This is a genomic window from Ruegeria sp. BB5, assembly GCF_056539405.1.
Map to the genome: position 1 here is coordinate 34356 of NZ_JBQFUX010000008.1, position 19067 is coordinate 53422.

19 protein-coding genes are annotated in these 19067 nt (G+C 57.9%); 9 read left to right on the forward strand and 10 right to left on the reverse strand.

Annotated features, from left to right (window positions below; genetic code table 11):
- Positions 1 to 81: 81 nt before the first annotated feature.
- The 7 genes from ACR0DL_RS16445 to ACR0DL_RS16475 all read left to right on the forward strand — a co-directional run bounded on the left by ACR0DL_RS16445 (position 82) and on the right by ACR0DL_RS16475 (position 7289).
- Positions 82 to 1125, forward strand: a complete 1044-nt coding sequence (locus ACR0DL_RS16445) for an RluA family pseudouridine synthase (RefSeq protein ID WP_170351664.1) — start codon at positions 82 to 84, stop codon at positions 1123 to 1125.
- Entirely contained in the window at positions 1122 to 1793 is a 672-nt protein-coding gene (locus ACR0DL_RS16450; RefSeq protein WP_480690229.1) for an HAD-IA family hydrolase, read from the forward strand. Before ACR0DL_RS16445 ends, ACR0DL_RS16450 begins: the two co-directional genes overlap by 4 nt.
- A 4-nt stretch (positions 1794 to 1797) precedes the next feature.
- Positions 1798 to 2505: an ATP12 family chaperone protein gene (locus tag ACR0DL_RS16455; protein WP_480690231.1), complete on the forward strand. Its 708-nt coding sequence runs from the start codon at positions 1798 to 1800 to the stop codon at positions 2503 to 2505.
- Positions 2506 to 2713: 208 nt separating this feature from the next.
- A complete protein-coding gene (locus ACR0DL_RS16460) occupies positions 2714 to 3733 on the forward strand; it encodes an amino acid ABC transporter substrate-binding protein (protein ID WP_170351661.1) in 1020 nt (339 codons plus the stop codon).
- A gap of 126 nt (positions 3734 to 3859) precedes the next feature.
- Positions 3860 to 5128 carry an amino acid ABC transporter permease gene (locus ACR0DL_RS16465; RefSeq protein ID WP_170351660.1) on the forward strand — a complete coding sequence of 423 codons (1269 nt, stop codon included), beginning with the start codon at positions 3860 to 3862 and terminating at the stop codon, positions 5126 to 5128.
- 1 nt (position 5129) lies between these two features.
- Positions 5130 to 6485 carry an amino acid ABC transporter permease gene (locus ACR0DL_RS16470; RefSeq protein WP_366549555.1) on the forward strand — a complete coding sequence of 452 codons (1356 nt, stop codon included), beginning with the start codon at positions 5130 to 5132 and terminating at the stop codon, positions 6483 to 6485.
- A gap of 12 nt (positions 6486 to 6497) precedes the next feature.
- Positions 6498 to 7289, forward strand: coding sequence for an amino acid ABC transporter ATP-binding protein (locus ACR0DL_RS16475; protein WP_058283489.1), 792 nt, complete (start codon positions 6498 to 6500; stop codon positions 7287 to 7289).
- A gap of 45 nt (positions 7290 to 7334) precedes the next feature.
- Here ACR0DL_RS16475 and ACR0DL_RS16480 read toward each other — a convergent pair whose 3' ends face one another.
- From ACR0DL_RS16480 to argB, 3 genes are read right to left on the reverse strand one after another with little or no spacing between them, the layout of a single operon-like run.
- Positions 7335 to 7832, reverse strand: a complete 498-nt coding sequence (locus ACR0DL_RS16480; protein ID WP_480690234.1) for a SixA phosphatase family protein — start codon at positions 7830 to 7832, stop codon at positions 7335 to 7337.
- Positions 7829 to 8506 (reverse strand): ferredoxin, encoded by a 678-nt coding sequence (locus ACR0DL_RS16485; RefSeq protein WP_480690236.1) that lies wholly within the window; start codon positions 8504 to 8506, stop codon positions 7829 to 7831. Before ACR0DL_RS16485 ends, ACR0DL_RS16480 begins: the two co-directional genes overlap by 4 nt.
- An 18-nt stretch (positions 8507 to 8524) precedes the next feature.
- A complete protein-coding gene (gene argB / locus ACR0DL_RS16490; protein ID WP_480690238.1) occupies positions 8525 to 9388 on the reverse strand; it encodes an acetylglutamate kinase in 864 nt (287 codons plus the stop codon).
- Between the two features lie 117 nt (positions 9389 to 9505).
- Here argB and ACR0DL_RS16495 point away from each other — a divergent pair, with 117 nt between their 5' ends.
- On the forward strand, positions 9506 to 10231 hold the full coding sequence (locus ACR0DL_RS16495) for an SDR family NAD(P)-dependent oxidoreductase (protein ID WP_480690240.1): 726 nt from the start codon (positions 9506 to 9508) through the stop codon (positions 10229 to 10231).
- A gap of 83 nt (positions 10232 to 10314) precedes the next feature.
- Here the strand turns inward: ACR0DL_RS16495 and ACR0DL_RS16500 are convergent, their stop codons facing one another.
- The 7 genes from ACR0DL_RS16500 to ttcA form a co-directional block, all read right to left on the reverse strand.
- On the reverse strand, positions 10315 to 11718 hold the full coding sequence (locus ACR0DL_RS16500; protein WP_480690242.1) for a PepSY-associated TM helix domain-containing protein: 1404 nt from the start codon (positions 11716 to 11718) through the stop codon (positions 10315 to 10317).
- Positions 11719 to 11784: 66 nt separating this feature from the next.
- Positions 11785 to 12153: a DUF2946 domain-containing protein gene (locus tag ACR0DL_RS16505; RefSeq protein ID WP_480690244.1), complete on the reverse strand. Its 369-nt coding sequence runs from the start codon at positions 12151 to 12153 to the stop codon at positions 11785 to 11787.
- Positions 12150 to 12803, reverse strand: coding sequence for a ribosome biogenesis GTP-binding protein YihA/YsxC (gene yihA / locus ACR0DL_RS16510; RefSeq protein WP_480690246.1), 654 nt, complete (start codon positions 12801 to 12803; stop codon positions 12150 to 12152). Before yihA ends, ACR0DL_RS16505 begins: the two co-directional genes overlap by 4 nt.
- Positions 12800 to 13537: an MOSC domain-containing protein gene (locus ACR0DL_RS16515; protein WP_480690248.1), complete on the reverse strand. Its 738-nt coding sequence runs from the start codon at positions 13535 to 13537 to the stop codon at positions 12800 to 12802. Before ACR0DL_RS16515 ends, yihA begins: the two co-directional genes overlap by 4 nt.
- Complete coding sequence (yidC, locus tag ACR0DL_RS16520; RefSeq protein ID WP_170351650.1) at positions 13534 to 15357, reverse strand: membrane protein insertase YidC; 1824 nt, start codon at positions 15355 to 15357, stop codon at positions 13534 to 13536. The genes ACR0DL_RS16515 and yidC overlap by 4 nt, the downstream gene beginning before the upstream one ends.
- A 123-nt stretch (positions 15358 to 15480) precedes the next feature.
- Positions 15481 to 17025, reverse strand: coding sequence for a putative bifunctional diguanylate cyclase/phosphodiesterase (locus tag ACR0DL_RS16525; RefSeq protein ID WP_480690250.1), 1545 nt, complete (start codon positions 17023 to 17025; stop codon positions 15481 to 15483).
- 71 nt (positions 17026 to 17096) lie between these two features.
- The gene (gene ttcA, locus ACR0DL_RS16530) at positions 17097 to 17990 is read right to left on the reverse strand and encodes a tRNA 2-thiocytidine(32) synthetase TtcA (RefSeq protein WP_170397646.1); all 894 of its coding nucleotides are present in this window, start codon (positions 17988 to 17990) and stop codon (positions 17097 to 17099) included.
- Positions 17991 to 18102: 112 nt separating this feature from the next.
- Here ttcA and ACR0DL_RS16535 point away from each other — a divergent pair, with 112 nt between their 5' ends.
- The gene (locus ACR0DL_RS16535) at positions 18103 to 19047 is read left to right on the forward strand and encodes an alpha/beta hydrolase (protein WP_480690252.1); all 945 of its coding nucleotides are present in this window, start codon (positions 18103 to 18105) and stop codon (positions 19045 to 19047) included.
- Positions 19048 to 19067 lie beyond the last annotated feature (20 nt).

Sequence of the window (19067 nt, forward strand, 5' to 3'; positions counted from 1 at the left end):
GCCACAGACGCGCATGTTTTCTAGGACACGTACAGACAGGCTTAGCGCGCGAACACGTCGCGCGACGCAGGGGATATCGGCATGAGCGGCGTACAGATGATCACCGTGGCAGAAGGTGATGGCGACCAGCGGTTGGACCGGTGGCTGCGCCGCCTGTTTCCCCATGTCAGCCAGGGGCGCATCGAAAAGATGTGCCGCAAGGGCGAGCTGCGGGTTGAAGGCGGGCGGGTGAAAGCCTCGACCCGGCTTGAGGCCGGTCAGGTCGTTCGTGTACCGCCTTTGCCCGATGCCGATCACAAACCTGCCGAGGTCAAACATCGTATTTCGGACGCCGACGCCAAGATGATCCAGTCCTGCGTCATCTATCGCGATGATGACGTTCTGGCGCTGAACAAACCCCAAGGCCTGCCGGTGCAGGGCGGCAGTGGCCAGACGCGCCACGTTGACAGCCTGTCCGAGGCGCTGCGGTTTGGATATGACGAGAGCCCCCGCCTTGTGCATCGGCTGGACAAAGACACCTCGGGCGTATTGCTGATGGCGCGCACGCGCGAGGCGGCCAAAGGGCTGACTACCGCCTTCCGTCACCGCGATACGCGCAAGATTTATTGGGCGCTGGTCGCCGGGGTGCCGACGCCCTATCTGGGTGAGATCAAGACCGGGTTGGTCAAAGCCGCAGGCCACGGCAAGCACGGTGAGGGTGAAAAGATGATCCCCGTGCATCTGAACGAAATCAATGACACGCCGGGCGCGAAAAGGGCGCACACGCTCTATGCCACGCTTTACCGGGTGGCTGGGCGCGCTGCATGGGTGGCGATGGAGCCGATCACGGGCCGCACGCATCAGCTGCGCGCGCATATGGCCGCAATTGGGCATCCCATCATCGGCGATGGCAAATACGGCGGCTCAGGTCAGGAAAACCTTGGTGACGGGTGGGGCGCGCAACTGGGCGGTATCATCAGCAAGAAATTGCATCTGCACGCACGGCAGGCTTCGTTCCAGCATCCCACCACGCGCAAGACCATCACCATTACTGCGCCGTTGCCGGATCACATGAAACACAGCTGGGACACCTTTGGTTGGACCGAGGATCTGGCCGCCGATGATCCCTTCGAGGAACTGCAATGAGCGCACCGCTGCGTTTGGTGCTGTTCGATGTGGATGGCACCCTTGTCGATAGCCAGGGCAGCATCGTCGCGGCGATGACCGCCAGTTTTCGGGCGCTGTCCCTGCCGGTGCCTGACCGCAACGCAATTCTGTCCATTGTTGGTCTGTCCCTGCCCAACGCGATGGCACAACTGGCGCCAGAACATTCGGACAGTGATCAGCAGTGCCTGGTCGAGGGGTATAAACAAGCCTATCACGCGCACCGTCTTGAAAAGGGCGCTGCAAGCTCTCCTCTCTATCCTGGCGCGCGGGATGCCATTGAGACGCTGCACGCAGTGCCTGAAGTATTGTTGGGCGTGGCCACCGGTAAATCCCAGCGCGGGCTGGACGCACTGATCGAGGCGCATGGGCTGGAGCGGTATTTCGTGACCCGTCAGGTTGCGGATCACCACCCGTCGAAACCGCACCCTTCGATGATCGACACCGCGCGCAGTGAAACCGGGGTGGACGCGGCCAACACGGTCATGATTGGCGACACAAGATTCGACATGGACATGGCCCGCGCCGCCGGGGTGACGGGCATCGGTGTCAGTTGGGGCTATCACGACCGGTCCGCTCTGGACGGTGCGACCCGTGTAATTGAAACCTTTAACCAGCTGCCGCAAGCGCTGGACGATATCTGGACCTGACAACATGAGCGATTGGAAACCCAAGCGATTTTGGACCGAAAGTGCCGTGGTCGATGCCGAGGGGGGATTCACCGTCGAATTGGACGGCCGCCGCGTGAAAACTCCAGCCAAGGCGGCCTTGGTCCTGCCCACACAGGCCATGGCCGAACAGGTGGCTGCGGAATGGGATGCGCAGGAAAAAGAGATCGACCCGCGAGTCATGCCATTCACACGGTCGGCCAACGCTGCCATCGACAAGGTCCACCACCAACACGCCGAGGTTGCGGACATGTTGGCCGACTATGGGGATTCGGATTTGCTGTGCTACCGCGCGGCACACCCGCAAGAGTTGCAAAAACGTCAGGCCGAGCATTGGGATCCGGCCCTGGACTGGGCGGCCGAGGTGCTATCTGCGCGGCTGTTGCCCGTGGCTGGTGTGCTACATCAGCCGCAATCGGAAAAGGCTTTGAACACACTAAAGCGGCGTGTTCATCAGCTTAACGATTTTCAATTGGCCGCATTCCATGATCTTGTCAGCTTGTCAGGCTCGCTTGTCCTTGGTTTTGCGACTGCTCTGAACTGGCGCAATGTTGAAGAAATCTGGCAAATGTCCAGGCTGGATGAAATTTGGCAAATTGAGCAATGGGGTCACGACGATGAGGCATTTGACGTAGCGGAAACCAAAAAGGCGGCCTTTTTGCACGCAAAAAGATTTTTTGACCTCTCGATTTGATCCCTTACAGCCTGATTTTCCAACGTCGAACGAGTCATCTTTGAATTGACTCATCGTTTTCCCTGATCCGGGCCTTGACGTTTGTTTATGAATACGCCCAAACTCGTGCCCACTAAAGGGGAGACACCTTTGGGGAAACCTTTCTGGTGCCAAAGGTGCCGGACAGAGCCGTCTCTGGATAGGGACGGGAAATCAGGAAGAGGTAAAAATGAAAAAATCCGTAATCTTGGGCGTGGCAACCATCGCCGGCCTGGCTGCTGGTGCGGCTGCGGCGGGGACTGCTGATGATGTCAAGGCGCGCGGCAAACTGAACTGTGGCGTGGCGACCGGTGTTCCCGGCTTTGCCAGCCCGGACGCCAATGGCGAATGGCAGGGCTTTGACGTGGCCGTGTGCCGCGCCGTTGCAGCCGCCGTTCTGGACGATCCGACCGCTGTAGAGTTCATTCCGACCACCGGTAAGACACGCTTTACCGCGCTGGCTTCGGGCGAGATCGACATGCTGGCCCGCAACACCACTTGGACCTTCAGCCGCGACGTCGACCTGAAGTTCGAATTCGTCGGCATCAACTATTATGATGGTCAGGGTTTCATGGTTCCCAAGGCTCTGGGCGTCAGCTCGGCCAAGGAACTGGACGGCGCGACGGTCTGCATCCAGACCGGCACTACGACCGAGCTCAACCTGGCGGATTTCTTCCGCATAAACAACATGAGCTATGAGCCGGTTCCGATCGAAACCAACGCCGAAGCGCAGCAGCAGTATCTGGCTGGTGCCTGTGACGTCTATACCACCGACGCATCTGGCCTGGCGGCAACTCGTGCCACCTTTGAAAACGCTGGTGATCACGTGATCCTGCCCGAAATCATCTCGAAAGAGCCGCTGGGCCCGCTGGTCCGTCATGGCGATCACGAATGGGGCGATGTGGTCCGCTGGACCCTCAACGCACTGATCGCGGCGGAAGAGCTGGGTGTAACCTCGGCGAACATCGACGAGATGTCCAGCGGTGCCACCGACAACCCAGAGGTAAACCGCCTGTTGGGTACCGAAGGTACGCTGGGTGAGATGCTGGGTCTGGACGCGAACTGGGCACAGCGCGCGATCAAAGTCGGCGGCAACTATGGCGAAGTGTTTGCCAAGAACATCGGTGAAGAAACTCCGATCGGTCTGGCACGCGGCCTGAACGCACAGTGGACCGATGGCGGCCTGCTGTACGCACCGCCGTTCCGCTAAAAGCCACGGAAAAGGGCGCAGGGCAACCTGCGCCCTTTTTCCTTCCATAAGAAACACGCCCGGAAAGTTAGGAGCAGAGAAAAACTCTGCCGGCTAAACCGGGATTGACGGGGAAATACATAGGTCATGACGACACTCACTGACCCGCCGAAGGAGCACTTCCGGCTGTCCATGCTCCTTTATGATACGCGGTACCGATCTGCGACCATTCAGGTCATAGCGATGATCGGTTTCATGCTTCTGGCAGCCTGGATTATTAACAACACTATTCAGAACCTCGAAACGCTTGGCAGAACGGTCGGGTTCGACTTTTTTGCCGAACCGGCCAGCTATGACATCAACCAACGCCTGCTGGAATACGACTCGCGCGATACCCATCTACGTGCGGCGTTTATAGGCCTGCTAAACACGCTGGTTGTTGCAGTTCTGGGCTGTATCACGGCAACGATCATCGGCGTTATGGTCGGTGTTTTGCGTCTGTCGAATAACTGGCTGATCGCGCGGATCATGACGGTTTATGTCGAAATGTTCCGCAACGTGCCAGTGCTGCTTTGGATCGTGTTCGCCATGGCGATCCTGATCGAAAGCCTGCCGGCACCGCGCGCCTTCCGGGGTGAAAACCCAGAAGCCACTATGGATCTGTTCGGCACAGTCGCTGTGACCAATCGCGGGGTCTATATCCCCGAATTCCTGTTTTCGCGTGGTTTGGGTGACATCCACCTGTTCGGCACGTCGAGCCTGCGGTTCGATGTTTCGCTGGACCTCATCGCCTTCCTGATCGTGCTTGGCGGCAGCATCTTCGCAATGCGCAAAGTGTCGGCCTGGGCCAATGCGACGCAGGAAAAGACGGGTGACCGTCCGACCATCTGGCACATCCAGCTGGGTTTGCTGTTCGTTCCGTCGATCATTCTGCTGACAGTGCTAGGCTTTCATCTAGGCTACCCTGAGTTGAAAGGTTTTAACTTCACCGGTGGCACCCATATGCGGAACTCGTTGATCGCGTTGTGGCTTGCCCTGTCGCTGTACACTGCGGCTTTCATCGCCGAGATCGTTCGCGCCGGTATTCTGGCAATCTCGAAGGGTCAGACCGAGGCCGCATCCGCACTGGGTCTGCGTCCTGGCCGGACCATGCGTCTTGTGATCCTGCCGCAGGCGTTGCGGGTGATCATCCCGCCGATGATCTCGAACTATCTGAACCTGACCAAGAACTCGTCGTTGGCGATCGCGGTCGGATATATGGACATCACGGGTACTTTGGGTGGCATCACCATGAACCAGACCGGCCGCGAGCTGGAATGCGTTCTGCTGCTGATGCTGGTCTATCTGTCCATCTCGCTGAGCATTTCGGCGGTGATGAACTGGTACAACAACCGTGTCAAACTGGTGGAGCGGTAATATGAGTGATGTTTCATTTGTCCGCACGGAAATGTTGCCGGAACAGGCACCACCCGCATCCGAGGTCGGTGTGCTGGGATGGATCAGGCATAACCTGTTCTCAAGCTGGCTCAACGCCATCCTGACCTTAATCTCGCTGTATTTCATCTACTATGTGCTCTCCAACATTCTGTCCTGGACGTTCGAATCCGTTTGGAACGCTAATTCGCTGTCGGAATGTCGCGAGATCATGATGGCGACATGGGGTGATACTCATGGCCATGCCTGCTGGGGTGTTATCAAGGACCGGTGGCTGCAATTGCTGTACGGGTTCTATCCGCCTTATCCGGCGCATCCGGACGCGACGTGGTCCAACCCACCTGAATCGGGCGGCTGGCCGGCCTATTTCCGGCCGAACCTGACCTTCATCCTGTTGCTGGTTGCTATTGCGCCGGTGTTGTTCACCAAAGTGCCGCGTAAGCTGTTGTTCGTAACGGCGGCCTATCCGTTCCTGCTGCCTTGGCTAATGTGGGGCGGCAGCATCTGGGGACCGCTGATGGTCGCTGCCGGGTTTGCCATCGGATATATCGCCTACAAAGTCGTGCTTCCTATGGCAGGGTCCCTGACGGCATTGATCCTTGCAATTGCGCTGCCCATTCTGTGGTGGTTGTTTGCAGCGGGCTCAGTTGCTGACGCAATCAACTCTGTCATTCCGATTGGCATCGCGACAGTCGAAAGCCGCGACTTCGGTGGCTTTATGCTGGCGATCTTGTTGGGTGTTGTGGCCATTGGTGTCTCGCTGCCAATTGGCATCGTTCTGGCGCTGGGTCGGCAGTCCGATCTGATGATCGTCAAATACCTGTGCGTAGGCTTTATCGAGTTCATTCGCGGCGTGCCGCTGATCACCTTGCTGTTCGTGGCCTCGCTGCTGTTGAACCTGTTCCTGCCGCCGGGAACCAATTTTGACATCATCCTGCGAGTGATGATCATGATGACCCTATTCTCGGCCGCCTATATGGCCGAGGTGATCCGGGGTGGTCTGGCAGCCTTGCCGCGCGGTCAGTACGAAGGGGCCGACAGTCTGGGCCTTAACTACTGGCAGGCCCAACGGCTGATCATCATGCCGCAAGCGCTGAAAATCTCGATCCCGGGCATCGTGAGCACCTTTATCGGCATTTTCAAGGATACCACGCTGGTCTCGATCATCGGTCTTTTCGACGTGATTGGCCTGACCAACGGCATCCGCGCCGATACCGCCTGGAACGGCGTCTACTGGGAGCTGTTCGCCTTTATCGGCGTGCTGTTCTTCGTCGTCTGCTTCTCCATGTCCCGTTATTCCATGTATCTGGAGCGCAAGCTTCAGACTGGCCACCGCTAAGGAGTTCAACACATGTCTGAACTTGCAATTGAACGCGAAATCGACCGCTCGAAGATGCAGGTGAGCGACGAGGTCGCCATCGAAATCACCAACATGAACAAGTGGTACGGGGCCTTCCACGTGCTGCGCGACATCAATCTGACCGTCAACCAGGGCGAGCGGATCGTGATCGCGGGGCCATCGGGGTCGGGCAAGTCCACTCTGATCCGCTGCCTGAACGCGCTGGAGGAACACCAGCAGGGCAGGATCGTTGTGGACGGGACCGAGCTGTCGAATGACCTCAAGAACATCGACAAGATCCGGTCCGAGGTTGGCATGGTGTTTCAGCACTTCAACCTGTTCCCGCACCTGACTATCCTGGAAAACTGCACGCTGGCTCCGATCTGGGTGCGCAAGACGCCCAAGAAAGAGGCCGAAGAGCGTGCGATGCATTTCCTGGAAAAGGTGAAAATCCCTGAACAGGCCGACAAATACCCCGGTCAGCTTTCGGGCGGTCAGCAGCAGCGTGTGGCGATTGCCCGCTCGCTCTGCATGATGCCGCGGATCATGTTGTTCGATGAACCGACATCGGCGCTGGACCCTGAGATGATCAAAGAGGTGCTCGACACCATGATCGAGCTGGCCGAGGAAGGCATGACCATGCTGTGCGTGACGCACGAGATGGGCTTTGCCCGTCAGGTCGCCAACCGTGTGATCTTTATGGATGCCGGTCAGATTGTGGAACAGAACGAACCGGAAGAGTTCTTCAACAACCCACAAAGCGAACGGACCAAGCTGTTCCTCAGCCAGATTCTGGGCCACTGATCCCAGAGAACCGGACGAAAAGGCGGGGTTTTGCTCCGCCTTTTTTCATTCCAGCAGCTCCCGTGGAATGACAAACCCCTGCACGGTGCCGCTGTGCCATCGGACATGCGCCCAGTCGTCGATATCAAACCGGATCACGGTGGTGGCGCAGGTCGGGTAGTCGTGGAACCGGGCGTGGTCTGGTGCCTCCCGGACAATGCGGCTGGCAAAGACGCCGATCCCGGGGTTGTGGCCCAGCATCAGCACTGTGGGTTCTGTCGCCCCTGACAATTCGGTCAGAATGTCTTCGGACTCCGCGTGAAAAAGCGCACGGTGAAACGTGATCTTGTCCGCCTGCAGCCCCATACGGTCCCAGGTTTCACGGGTGCGGGTCGATGTTGAACTTAGCACCTCATCTGGCAGCCAGCCGTTTGCGCGCAGCCAACCGGCTATCGCCGGGGCGGATTTGCGTCCGCGTTTGTTCAAAGGGCGATCATGATCCGAAAGATTCAAGTCATTCCAACTGGATTTCGCGTGGCGAGTCAGGATCAGGGTGCGGCTCATGACGGGTGAAAGGCCTTCATGTGATGGGCAGATTGCTCAGCTTCGCGCCCTGCACCCTCGCTGAGGGGGCAGGACAGCCGCGCCAGACACCCACCTGTCATGCAGGTCTGCCCTGCCGCGGTGGACAGATGAGCGTGACAGGCCCCGACATCGTAGAAATTCTGACTGTTCAGCGCGCCGACGGGGCAGGTTTGGGTACAGGGGGCCGGGCAGTTGATGCAGGGAGAGGTGCCGGGAACCTCGGGGATAATGAACTCTTCGGTAAAATGCAGCGCCCCACGGTATGAGATCATCATGCCGACCGTATCATGCACCAGGGCGCCCACCGGACTGCTGAAGGTACGCCCGGATTTCAGGGCCCAGTCGATGAAGGGTGCGTAGGGCGGGCCGCCGAAGGGAAAATGTGCCTCGGCCCCCAGATCGCGGGCCAACTGCCCAACCACGCGCGTTGACCACCGATCAACCGGGTGGTCACCTGGCCATTCGGGCGCGGACTTCAGCGTGGGCCAGAATGATTTTCCCGCGCCCAACAGGATCAGCGTGCCGCGATCCAATTGTTTGGCGTCGACCCGGTGTGGGTGCAGGGCGCCCATCACGATCAGACCCGCTTGCAGCACCGCATGTTCCACGCGGTCGTAGAAGGTTGTCGAGGAGGTCGGGGGACGTCCGGTCATGTCTCCTCCGTTGGGTAATTAGTCCGGCCGGATAAGCGAGCCTGCGCCGTGTTCGGTGAACAGCTCCAACAACACCGCATTGGGCGCACGCCCATCCAGAATGACCACGGCCCGTACGCCGCTGTGCAAGGCATCCAGAGCCGTTTCGGTCTTGGGGATCATCCCGCCCGCAATGGTGCCGTCCATGGTCATTTCGCGGATCTGACCGGCTTTCAGCTCGGTCACAACCTCGCCGCCCGCGTTCTTAACGCCCGAAACATCCGTCAGCAGCAACAGCCGGTCCGCCTTGAGCGCCGAAGCAATGGCCCCGGCAGCAGTGTCGCCATTGATGTTGAAGGTCTCGCCGTTCTTACCTGCGCCCAGAGGCGCGATCACGGGGATCACATCATGCGCGAACAGGTTATGCAAAATCGCCGGATCCATCTGCGACGGAGAGCCGACAAACCCAAGTGACGGATCGGCCTGATCGCAGATCATCAGGTTGGCATCCTTGCCCGACAGGCCCACCGCCTTGCCGCCCTGACCATTGATTGCCTGCACGATGCGTTTGTTTACCAGGCCGGACAGCACCATCTCGACCACTTCGACGGTGGCTTTGTCGGTCACACGTTTGCCGTTCATGAACTCCGACTGGATGTTCAGCTGATCCAGCATCGCGTTGATCATCGGCCCGCCGCCATGCACGACCACCGGGTTGACCCCGACCTGACGCATCAGAACGACGTCGCGGGCAAAGCTTTCCATCGCTTCGTCGCTGCCCATGGCGTGGCCGCCCAGCTTGATGACGACGATTGCACCGTCATAGCGTTGCAGATACGGCAATGCGCTGTTCAAAGTGGCGGCGGTGGCGATCCAGTCCCGGTTCATGTCTCGTGTCTTCATATCTTGGTCCTCTTCCTCACGTGTTAGGCGTTTTGGCGGCATAAGCCAAGATCGCTGTTGTGAGTGCAGTCGCCACTGTTAGTGTGCCTGCATGCCCTGAAACAGGAGACACATCCAATGGAGCAAAAAACTCTTATTCTGACGGGTGCTAGCCGGGGCATTGGGTTCGCAACGGTTCGTCGGTTCCATGCCGAAGGTTGGCGGGTTATCACGTGCTCGCGCTCTGCTGTGCCGGATGATTGTCCGTGGGAAGGAAAAGAAAATCATTTGCAGCTGGATCTGAGCGATCCTGCCGAAACGATCAATTCAGTTGGTGTCCTGCAAGAAATGGTCGGAGGCAAGCTACACGCCCTCGTCAACAACGCGGGGGTGTCGCCGAAGGGCCCAGAAGGAGAGCGTTTGAATACGCTGGACACCGACCTCATGACTTGGGGGCAGGTGTTCCACGTCAATTTCTTTGCTTCCGTAGTTCTGGCGCGCGGGTTGAAAGAGGAATTGGCCGCAGCCCGTGGATCAGTCGTTAACGTGACATCCATTGCAGGGTCGCGCGTACATCCGTTTGCAGGCGCGGCCTACGCTACATCCAAGGCGGCGCTGGCAGCGCTGACGCGGGAAATGGCACATGACTTCGGCCCAATGGGCGTGCGGGTGAACGCAATCGCACCTGGTGAGGTTGAAACCGGAATCCTCAGCCCCGGTACCAATAAAATAGTGGAAAAGCTGCCACTTGGACGGTTAGGGCAGCCCGAAGAAGTCGCAGCAGCGATCTATTACTTGTGTTCTCAGGAAAGCTCATACATCTCGGGGGCGGAAATCGAGGTGAATGGGGCACAGCACGTTTAGGACATTGGCGGACGCTGCCAAACCCAGACAGCGGAAACATCAGGATCGATCGGGCCGCATCGATGCGATGCGGCCCGGATTAGTCAGCTCAGGGCTTTTTTCATCACCGGGATATTGCTGACCAGCAGAAGGTCAAAGACCAGCACCGCCAGCAATGTCAGCCCCACCAGCGGGAAGGCCATCGCGGTGAACAGACCGATCACAACAGCCCCTTTCCACAGCGGCAATTCCGCAGGCATTGGCGGCGCGGCCAGTCGCCCCGTACCTTGTGGCCGCCGTTTCAGCCACATCACCACGCCCGAGACGCAGACAAAGATAATCGACAGGCAGAACACGACGTTCAGGATAAAATTCCACGTCCCCATCAGCCCCATGTGAAACGGAATGCCAACAGCCATGGACTTCCCCATCAGCGAATAATCCTGATACCGCACATCGGCCAAGATCTTGCCGGTATACTGATCCACATGAACGGTGCGGTCGTTTGCCGGATCGGTCGAGTCGCTGCTCATGCTGTCGCGGTTCAGGGTCCAGACGCCCTCCTCGCCGTTGGGATACGCGACGCGGAAGCGTCCTGACATGTCCAGCGCCACCCCCAACGCCACCAAGGCATCGATATCCACCGGCGTGCCTTGCGGTACGCCATCAATCCCGGCCTCAGAACCCGAGGCGGGCATCGGCGTTTGCTCTAGCGCCCAGGGAACGTCGTTTTGGTGCCCGTGGTTCATGCTGGCGTGGATATCGTCCGAGAGGGGCACGTTGTCCCATTTCTCGGCGGGGAAGCTGCTCCAGGGTTGTACGATCATTCCACCCCAGACACCGGCCCAGGAGAGGCCCGAGATCAGAAAGACAACCAGCAGCCCGGACATCCAGAACCCGATCACGGCATGTAGGGATTTCCACAAAGCACGGCCTCGCGTGCGCAGGTTGGGGACAAATGCAGCCATGGCGTTGCCGCGTGGCCACCACATGTAAAGACCGGTGAAGACCATCAGCAGGCTCAGACCGGCAGCGATTTCAATGATGCGATCCCCGGTTGTCCCGATCAGCAGGGTCGAGTGAATATTGTCCGCCAGATCGTACCAGCCCGCGCGACGATCCCAGATTTGCAGGACCTCTCCGGCATAGGGGTCGACGGCAACAAGGCGTTGGCTTGCCTCGGTTTTGATACGAAACACGGTGGCCAGATCGGCGGCTTTCGGGCCAATCCATTCGACGACTGTGCCGGGGAGTTCGGTTAGCGCGACCTCGGCCTGTTGCGATATTGGCAGGGCGGTTCCCTGAACTTCGACCGCAATTTTTTCGCCATCGCGACCGTCATATTGGGTGATGAGCATCATCATCAACCCGGTGACGGCCAGAATGATCAGGAAGGGGATAACGAAAATCCCCGCATAGAAATGCCACCGCCAGGCGGCGAAGTAGAACTTTTGCGCAGCAATGTTTTGCGCCGGGGTGTCCCCCAGGGTTTGGCTATCAAATGCCATAGTGTTCTCCGGATTCGAAAATTGCCCCGCGCAGCGTATGCGCGGGCTCTCAGATGTTGAGGTGAATCAGGAGAAGACGGGAGGCGCCCGCGCGTCATAACGGGCATAGAACCCGGCGCTGCGATGGGTAAAGTCGTGATGGACCCAGCGCGGCTGGATCGTTGCCTCGAAAGGCATGGTGTCCCCGACGGTGGTCAGGGTGACATCAGCGGTCAGCCCCGCGAAGGGGCACATCGCGCGCTCGTCAGTGTCGTCGTGTATGGGATCGTTCGGGTTCAGATCGACCCATTGCTCGACCGTGCCTTCGCCGGTGCAGAGAACCAGCAACACCTTGCCGTCATTGCCCATTGTGGGCATCCAGCCCTGCGGAATCACACCGGTCAGCAACAGCGCCAGTGTGGTCAACACGGCAAAGAGACGAAGCGGCAGAGTCATTCCAGCTGCGCGATGATCGAGCGCAAGGTCGGAATGCCATCGGCTTTTTCGGACGAGGTCAGCACGATTTCAGGAAAGGCCGCAGGATGTTTCGACAATGCGCCGCGCACTTGTTCCAGCACCTTTTCGCGTTCTTTGGCTTTGACTTTGTCTGCCTTGGTCAGAACGCATTGAAAAGTCACAGCGCTGGTGTCCAGCAGCTTCATGATCTCGGCATCCACCGGCTTTACCCCATGGCGCGCGTCGATCAGGACAAAGGCCCGGCGCAAGGTCTGACGTCCGCTCAGGTACTGTTTCAGCAACCGCTGCCACTTTTCCACCACCTTCACCGGCGCATTGGCGTAGCCATAACCGGGCAGGTCGACCAGATATAGTTCGGGGCCTTGAGTGAAGAAGTTGATCTCTTGCGTGCGGCCCGGAGTGTTCGAAGCGCGCGCCAGTCCCTTGGTGCCCGTTAGCGCGTTGATCAGGCTGGATTTGCCCACATTGGAACGGCCGGCAAAGCAAACCTCAAGCCGATCCGGCGCAGGTAGGCCATCCATGGCGACCACGCCCTTGACGAATTCAGACTCGCCCGCAAACAATTTGCGTCCGCGCTCCAACGCGAATTCATCGGGGTTTTCGGCTAAAGGAAAGGGGAGGGGGCTCATAACAATTCTACCTTATCGCCAACCGAGATTGCGCCGCCTTCAAGAACTTCGGCATAGACGCCGAAATCCTGGTGACCCCAGGTTCCAAGTGCGCCCAATGTATCGGTATCGCGTACACCTGTGTCAGGGTTGGCTGTGGTTGCCAAACAGCGGGTGATGCGCTCGCGTACGCGAAGCACGGCGTCGCCGATCTGAACCTCACGACCCAGCCAGTCGAATTCTTCCCACAAGGGCAGGCCGTCGAACCAGATGTTGCCTCGCCAGCGGCGCACCGACAAATCTTGGCCCAGCTTTTGTCCGACCGCACGATGCGATGCCAGGTTGCACAGGCTGATTGAAGGGAAATCACTGTCGGTCATCCCGCGCCCTGGAACCCGAATGATCCGTGCCGAGGCCGCGCGGTTTGCGGGCATTAGGGGCCGGACCCAATCCAGAAACGCCTGTTGCTCACTATCTGGGGCAAAGGTCAGGTCCGGGCGATCCGGGTGGGACAACGTCAGTGTGTCGCCGTTTGATTGCGTTGAAATCGCCATCAACTGTGGTGCTTTTGCGCCGCGACTGAAGTTGGCGCAAGGGACCCATTTTGAACCATCCGCTTTGGATGACTCATGCGCAACCGCCCAAACGCGATCCCCGGGCATGGTCTGCCCGGGGGTCACATTTACGGTTTCGACGGCTTCGCGACCATGGCTTTTGATCGGATGCCGCCAAAGCTGGGTCACTTCAGCTGTCATTTATCATCCGTTTTCGGCGTACGCTTGAAGCTGGACTTAATGTTGCCGAACACGTCCGGCTTAAAGCCTTGGCTGCGCATGATCAGGTACTGCTGGGTGAACGTGATCGTGTTGTTCGCGATCCAGTAGACAACCAGACCACTCGCAAAGCTGCCCAGCATGAACATGAAGACCCACGGCATCCAGGCAAAGATCATCGCCTGCGTCGGATCGGTTGGCGCCGGGTTCAGCTTTTGCTGCAGCCACATCGAGATACCCAGCAACAGCGGCAGGATACCAATAAAGATCAGCGCCATGATCGTGTCGGGCTGCGGACCGGCAAACGGCAGCAGTCCAAACAGGTTCATGATCGAGGTCGGGTCCGGCGCGCTGAGATCCCGGAACGGGCCAAACCACGGCGCTTGACGCAGTTCAATGGTGACGAAGATCACTTTGTACAGCGAGAAGAAGATCGGGATTTGCATCAGGATCGGCAGACAGCCTGCGGCGGGGTTCACCTTTTCCTTCTTGTACAGCTCCATCATGCCTTGCTGCATCTTCTGACGATCATCGCCTGCTGCCTCTTTCAGGGCTTCCATCTGCGGCTGAAGCTCTTTCATCTTTGCCATCGAGACGTAGGATTTATACGCCAACGGGAACAGGATCGCCTTGATGATCAGGGTCAGGCCGATGATCGACCACCCCATATTGCCGATCAACGCGTTGATATTGTGCAGCAGCCAAAAGATCGGCTTAGTCAGGAAAAAGAACCAGCCCCAGTCGATGCTGTCGATGAATTTCTGTACGCCTTCCGACTGATATTCGCGGATGGTTTCCCATTCCTTAGCACCTGCGAACAGCTGTGTGGTGACCTCTTCGGTAGCGCCGGGGGCGACCGTCAGGGTCGGCAGCACTGTTTCGGTTTGGTATATCTTGCGGCGTTCGTCGTATTTTGCTGCGGCCTTGAACGGTGTTCCCGGTTCCGGGATCAGTGTGGTCATCCAATAGTGATCGGTAAATCCGATCCAACCATCTTCTTTGACCTGATAGACCTCGGCTTGCGCGCGCTCGTTCGGGTCGATATCAAAATCGCGGACATCGCCATAGTCAATCTCGGCCAACGTGCCGTCGGCCATGCCGATCACGCCTTCATGCAGGATGAAAAAGTTCTTCAGACCGGGCAGATCGCCATCCTCGCCAATGCCGTGGCGGGCCAGGATGCCATAGGGGGCCATGCCAACCTCGGCCTGGGTATTGTTTTCGACCGACTGGGTGACCGTAAACATATAGTTTTCGTCCACCGAGATCATGCGGCGGAAAGTCAGACCTTTGTCGTTTTCCCATTTCAGTGTGACCGGAGCGTCGACGTCCAGCGTTTCGCCGCTTTCGACCGTCCACAACGTGTTCGGGCCGGGCACATCCGCGCCCGCCACACCGGTTCCCGGCGCCCAGCCATAGAGGGCATAATAGGCCGAGTCCGAGCCAACCGGAGACAGCAATTCGACAATTGGCGCCCCTTCTTCAATCGAGACCTTGTAGTCCTTCAGGAACAGCTCATCGATCCGTCCGCCCGACAGCGACAGACTGCCCTTCAGCCGGGGGGTGTCGATTTCAACCCGTGGGGCTTGTTCCTCGGGCAGGGTTTCTTCTGCGGCCGCCGTCGCCTCACCCACAGTACCTGCGGCGCTGGGCGTCTGAACCTCATTACCCTCGGCGGTTGCAATCTCAACCTCGTCTGGTGTGAGTGTCTGCTCCGGCGGGGGAAACAGCACGAACCAAACAAGGATCACGATAAAGCTGAGCACGGTTGCAAGGATGAGATTCTTGTTCTGATCGTCCATCGGGGACAGCCACCTTAAGCAGTGAAACACACCCGGTGGGTTCAACAGAGTGCAAGCCCAAAGGTCAAGCGGATTCGCCCGTCATTTCCTTTTGGATCGCGTTTCTGTGGCGTAAATCAGCGATTACGGTCCTGTCTTGCGCCCGATCTTCGGCATTCCGTTGACCTTGTTCTGATGTGCCGCGATCCAATTCAGCGTCTTTTCAAAGGGCATTGGCTTGCCAATTCCGAACCCTTGAACATGATCGCACCCCAATTGCGCCATCAAGGCATGTTCGCCTTGGGTCTCAACCCCTTCGGCCAGCGTTTCGACATTCAGCCGCTCGGCCATCGTCAGTATTGCGCTGACCAGTTGTTGCAGGCTGGCGTCACGATCTGCCTTGGCGACGAAAGAGCGGTCAATTTTGATCCGCGAAACATCAAAGCGCTTGATCGAAGCAATAGATGCGTGGCCGGTGCCGAAATCGTCTAGATCGATGCAGCACCCCAACTTGGCCATGCTGGTCACGTTGCGGGTAATCACATCGTCGGGGCGGCGCGAGAACACGGTTTCCAGAACTTCCACCGCCAACCTGTCCGGTGTCAAATCATTCTGGTCCAACTCCCATTTCAGGCGGTCGATCAACGCTGGATCGCGCAGTTCATCAGATGAGAAATTCACGCCGATCCGGGGAACCACGACCGAGGCGCGATCCCAATCGCGCATCGCGGCGAAAGCATGGTGCCGCATCGCCTGACCGAATTTCTCCATCAACTCGGCCTGCTCAGCGAACGGCAAGAATACCTGTGGGCTTAACACACCCTTTTGCGGGTGTTCCCAGCGGGCCAGAGCCTCGAAACCCGTAACGCGACCTGTGTCGGTTGAGATTTGTGGCTGGAACCAAGGGCGTATCTCACCATTGTCGAGCGCGTCTTCAAACTCTTTGCGAAGATTGGCGCGAATGCGTGAGCGACGCTGTGTTTCGCTGGAAAACGCGCGAATGGTCGACGGTCCGTTCCGCTGCGCCTCGTCCAAGGCGGCTTTTGCGGCGTCGACCCAATCCTCGTACTGATCCTTAGGGACGCTGCTCAGCGGGCTGAATCCGATTGAACAGGAAACGTAGACACCAGCACCATTGAGTGTAAAGGGTTCTTCAACGACGGCCTGAATGCGCCCCGCCATCTGAATGCAGGCCTCCAGATCCAATTGGTGGGATGGATGCAGGCCGATTGCGATTTTGTTAGGTTCCAGGCGGGTCGCGATATCCTGTGTTCGGATAACAGAAAGAATACGGCTGCCGAATTGGTCGGTCAGGTGATTTGCCGCCGAATTGCCGTGAAGATCGAGAAAGTCGGAATAATCATCCAGGGCGATTAGAAGGCAAGCCGAATCCGCACCATCGGTTACTGCCTTTTTGAACATGCCTCCAAGCTCGTTGTAAAAGCTGTCTATTGCCATCATGCCACCAGGCGGGTTGCGCCGCTGAAGCTGCCTGTTGGCGCGGGCGTCAAAGGTGGCCGCGCCTGCGAATATCAAGGGTAAAACGAGGGCGGCAACCACCAACGCCCGTTCCCCGCCGATCCAGAACGCCGCCAAACTGATGGCGGGCACAAAGGCCAGCGCAGCAGGACCGCTCAGAACAGAAGCGAGAGCATCAAGAACGCGTTCGAATTTGATATGTTTCCACATCGGTTTTCTGGGCCTCTACGTTTGGCAAAGCACGTATTGGGCAACCGTAGAAAACCAATCTGAGTCAGACGTTAACGCAGCTGAGGAATTTCGTCCGAATTTTCGTCTTTTTTGCCGGGGTTTAGCGCAAGGTTGGCGAAATCGAACAGTTTTGGGTCCAGCAGATGCGACGGTCGCGCGTTGGTCAGTGCCCGAAACATCACTTGGCGTCGACCGGGGCTGTTTCTTTCCCACTGATCCAGAATCTGTTTCACCTGCTGACGCTGCAAGCCGTCCTGGCTGCCACATAAATCGCAGGGGATGATCGGATAGTTCATCGAGGTGGCGAATTTCTCGCAATCGGTCTCGGCCACGTGGGCCAGCGGGCGGAACACGAACAGATCGCCTTCTTCGTTCACAAGTTTCGGTGGCATCGTGGCCAGACGCCCGCCGTGGAAGAGGTTCATGAAGAACGTTTCCAGAATGTCGTCCCGATGATGGCCCAGAACCACGGCTGAGCAACCTTCTTCGCGGGCGATCCGGTACAGGTTGCCTCGGCGCAGGCGTGAGCACAGGGCGCAAAATGTGCGGCCCTGAGGAACCTTGTCCACAACGATGGAATAGGTGTCTTGGTATTCAATGCGGTGAGGCACGCCCATGCGTTCCAGAAACTCGGGCAGGACCGTGGCGGGAAAACCAGGCTGACCCTGATCCAGATTACAGGCCAACAGATCGACCGGCAGCAACCCGCGCCACTTTAGTTCATAGAGAACCGCAAGCAGGGTATAGCTGTCCTTGCCGCCCGACAGGCAGACCAGCCAACGGGGCGGTTTGCCGTCTTTGTCATGGGCGGACGGGTCCACCATTCCGTAATGCTCAATGGCTTCACGGGTCTGGCGTACGATGCGTTTGCGGAGCTTCTTGAACTCGGTGGTCGAGGGTGCGCCAGCAAAGAGCGGGTGGATATCGTCAGTTTCGTCAAACATGCGCCGTGGTTACAGTCGATATGGCAAGCGGGCAAGCGCGATAAGCCGGATTGTAGATTTTGGGGCATTGTTGACCTGTGATAAAAGGGCGGCATTTATCGAGGAGATTATTATGGACTATGCCTTTGTTGCCCGCGGCAAAAGCGGAAACGGCTTTTCTAACGAGCCTGCAGCCAGCCATTTTCTGGAAATTCCGGAAAGCGCGGATGATATGATGCTGTCGCACAAGATCACAAAGCGAGAATGGCGCGACAAGGTCATATTGGCCGCTCAGGGCGGTACGACGAACCCTTATACCGAGGGTGACATCGTGTTCTACGTGCATGGGTTCAATAACTCTCAGGCGGAAGTTCTTGTGCGGCACCGCAAAATCAAAGAAGGGCTAAAAGAACACGGCTTCAAAGGCGTTGTTGTGAGCTTTGACTGGCCCAGTGCGGATTCGGCCTTGAATTACTTGGAGGACCGGATGGATGCCAAGCAATCGGCCTTCCGGCTGGTGAGGGACGGCGTCGCGATGTTTTCTGAGATGCAACGACCAGAGTGTCGGATCGACTTGCACGTACTGGCACATTCGATGGGCAGCTATGTGGTGCGCGAGGCATTTGATGATGCCGATGACCGAGCCCGAATTGCCAGCAAAAGCTGGTCAGTCAGCCAGGTTATGTTGGTGGCTGGAGATCTGTCTGTCAAATCGCTTGATCCGGAGAGCTCCAAGTCTTCATCGCTTTATCGTCACTGCGTACGACTGACGAATTACTACAATACAATGGATGACGTACTGTCGATATCTGCGGTCAAACGGATCGGGGTTGCACCAAGGGTTGGGCGGAATGGTATGAACAGGCCGCTGCATAGCAAGGCCGCCAATGTGTATTGCGCGGCGCGCTTTAAACAAGGCGGTTTTGACGGCGGTATCAATTCCGGACACACGTTTTATTTTGATGACCCGGTATTTCTTGAAGACGTGTTCCACACCATTTCTGGCAAGTTGGACCGCGAGGAAATCCCGACCCGTACACACACGACGCAGGGCAACCTTGCTTTAAGGCCGAGTTGAGACCGCTATTCTTTGATACA

What these genes read in the sequence shown, in the direction of transcription:
- ACR0DL_RS16445 (WP_170351664.1), top strand. Translation starts at nt 82, where the DNA reads ATGAGCGGCGTACAGATGATCACCGTGGCAGAAGGTGATGGCGACCAG.
- ACR0DL_RS16450 (WP_480690229.1), top strand. Translation starts at nt 1,122, where the DNA reads ATGAGCGCACCGCTGCGTTTGGTGCTGTTCGATGTGGATGGCACCCTT.
- ACR0DL_RS16455 (WP_480690231.1), top strand. Translation starts at nt 1,798, where the DNA reads ATGAGCGATTGGAAACCCAAGCGATTTTGGACCGAAAGTGCCGTGGTC.
- ACR0DL_RS16460 (WP_170351661.1), top strand. Translation starts at nt 2,714, where the DNA reads ATGAAAAAATCCGTAATCTTGGGCGTGGCAACCATCGCCGGCCTGGCT.
- ACR0DL_RS16465 (WP_170351660.1), top strand. Translation starts at nt 3,860, where the DNA reads ATGACGACACTCACTGACCCGCCGAAGGAGCACTTCCGGCTGTCCATG.
- ACR0DL_RS16470 (WP_366549555.1), top strand. Translation starts at nt 5,130, where the DNA reads ATGAGTGATGTTTCATTTGTCCGCACGGAAATGTTGCCGGAACAGGCA.
- ACR0DL_RS16475 (WP_058283489.1), top strand. Translation starts at nt 6,498, where the DNA reads ATGTCTGAACTTGCAATTGAACGCGAAATCGACCGCTCGAAGATGCAG.
- ACR0DL_RS16480 (WP_480690234.1), bottom strand. Translation starts at nt 7,832, where the DNA reads ATGAGCCGCACCCTGATCCTGACTCGCCACGCGAAATCCAGTTGGAAT.
- ACR0DL_RS16485 (WP_480690236.1), bottom strand. Translation starts at nt 8,506, where the DNA reads ATGACCGGACGTCCCCCGACCTCCTCGACAACCTTCTACGACCGCGTG.
- argB (WP_480690238.1), bottom strand. Translation starts at nt 9,388, where the DNA reads ATGAAGACACGAGACATGAACCGGGACTGGATCGCCACCGCCGCCACT.
- ACR0DL_RS16495 (WP_480690240.1), top strand. Translation starts at nt 9,506, where the DNA reads ATGGAGCAAAAAACTCTTATTCTGACGGGTGCTAGCCGGGGCATTGGG.
- ACR0DL_RS16500 (WP_480690242.1), bottom strand. Translation starts at nt 11,718, where the DNA reads ATGGCATTTGATAGCCAAACCCTGGGGGACACCCCGGCGCAAAACATT.
- ACR0DL_RS16505 (WP_480690244.1), bottom strand. Translation starts at nt 12,153, where the DNA reads ATGACTCTGCCGCTTCGTCTCTTTGCCGTGTTGACCACACTGGCGCTG.
- yihA (WP_480690246.1), bottom strand. Translation starts at nt 12,803, where the DNA reads ATGAGCCCCCTCCCCTTTCCTTTAGCCGAAAACCCCGATGAATTCGCG.
- ACR0DL_RS16515 (WP_480690248.1), bottom strand. Translation starts at nt 13,537, where the DNA reads ATGACAGCTGAAGTGACCCAGCTTTGGCGGCATCCGATCAAAAGCCAT.
- yidC (WP_170351650.1), bottom strand. Translation starts at nt 15,357, where the DNA reads ATGGACGATCAGAACAAGAATCTCATCCTTGCAACCGTGCTCAGCTTT.
- ACR0DL_RS16525 (WP_480690250.1), bottom strand. Translation starts at nt 17,025, where the DNA reads ATGTGGAAACATATCAAATTCGAACGCGTTCTTGATGCTCTCGCTTCT.
- ttcA (WP_170397646.1), bottom strand. Translation starts at nt 17,990, where the DNA reads ATGTTTGACGAAACTGACGATATCCACCCGCTCTTTGCTGGCGCACCC.
- ACR0DL_RS16535 (WP_480690252.1), top strand. Translation starts at nt 18,103, where the DNA reads ATGGACTATGCCTTTGTTGCCCGCGGCAAAAGCGGAAACGGCTTTTCT.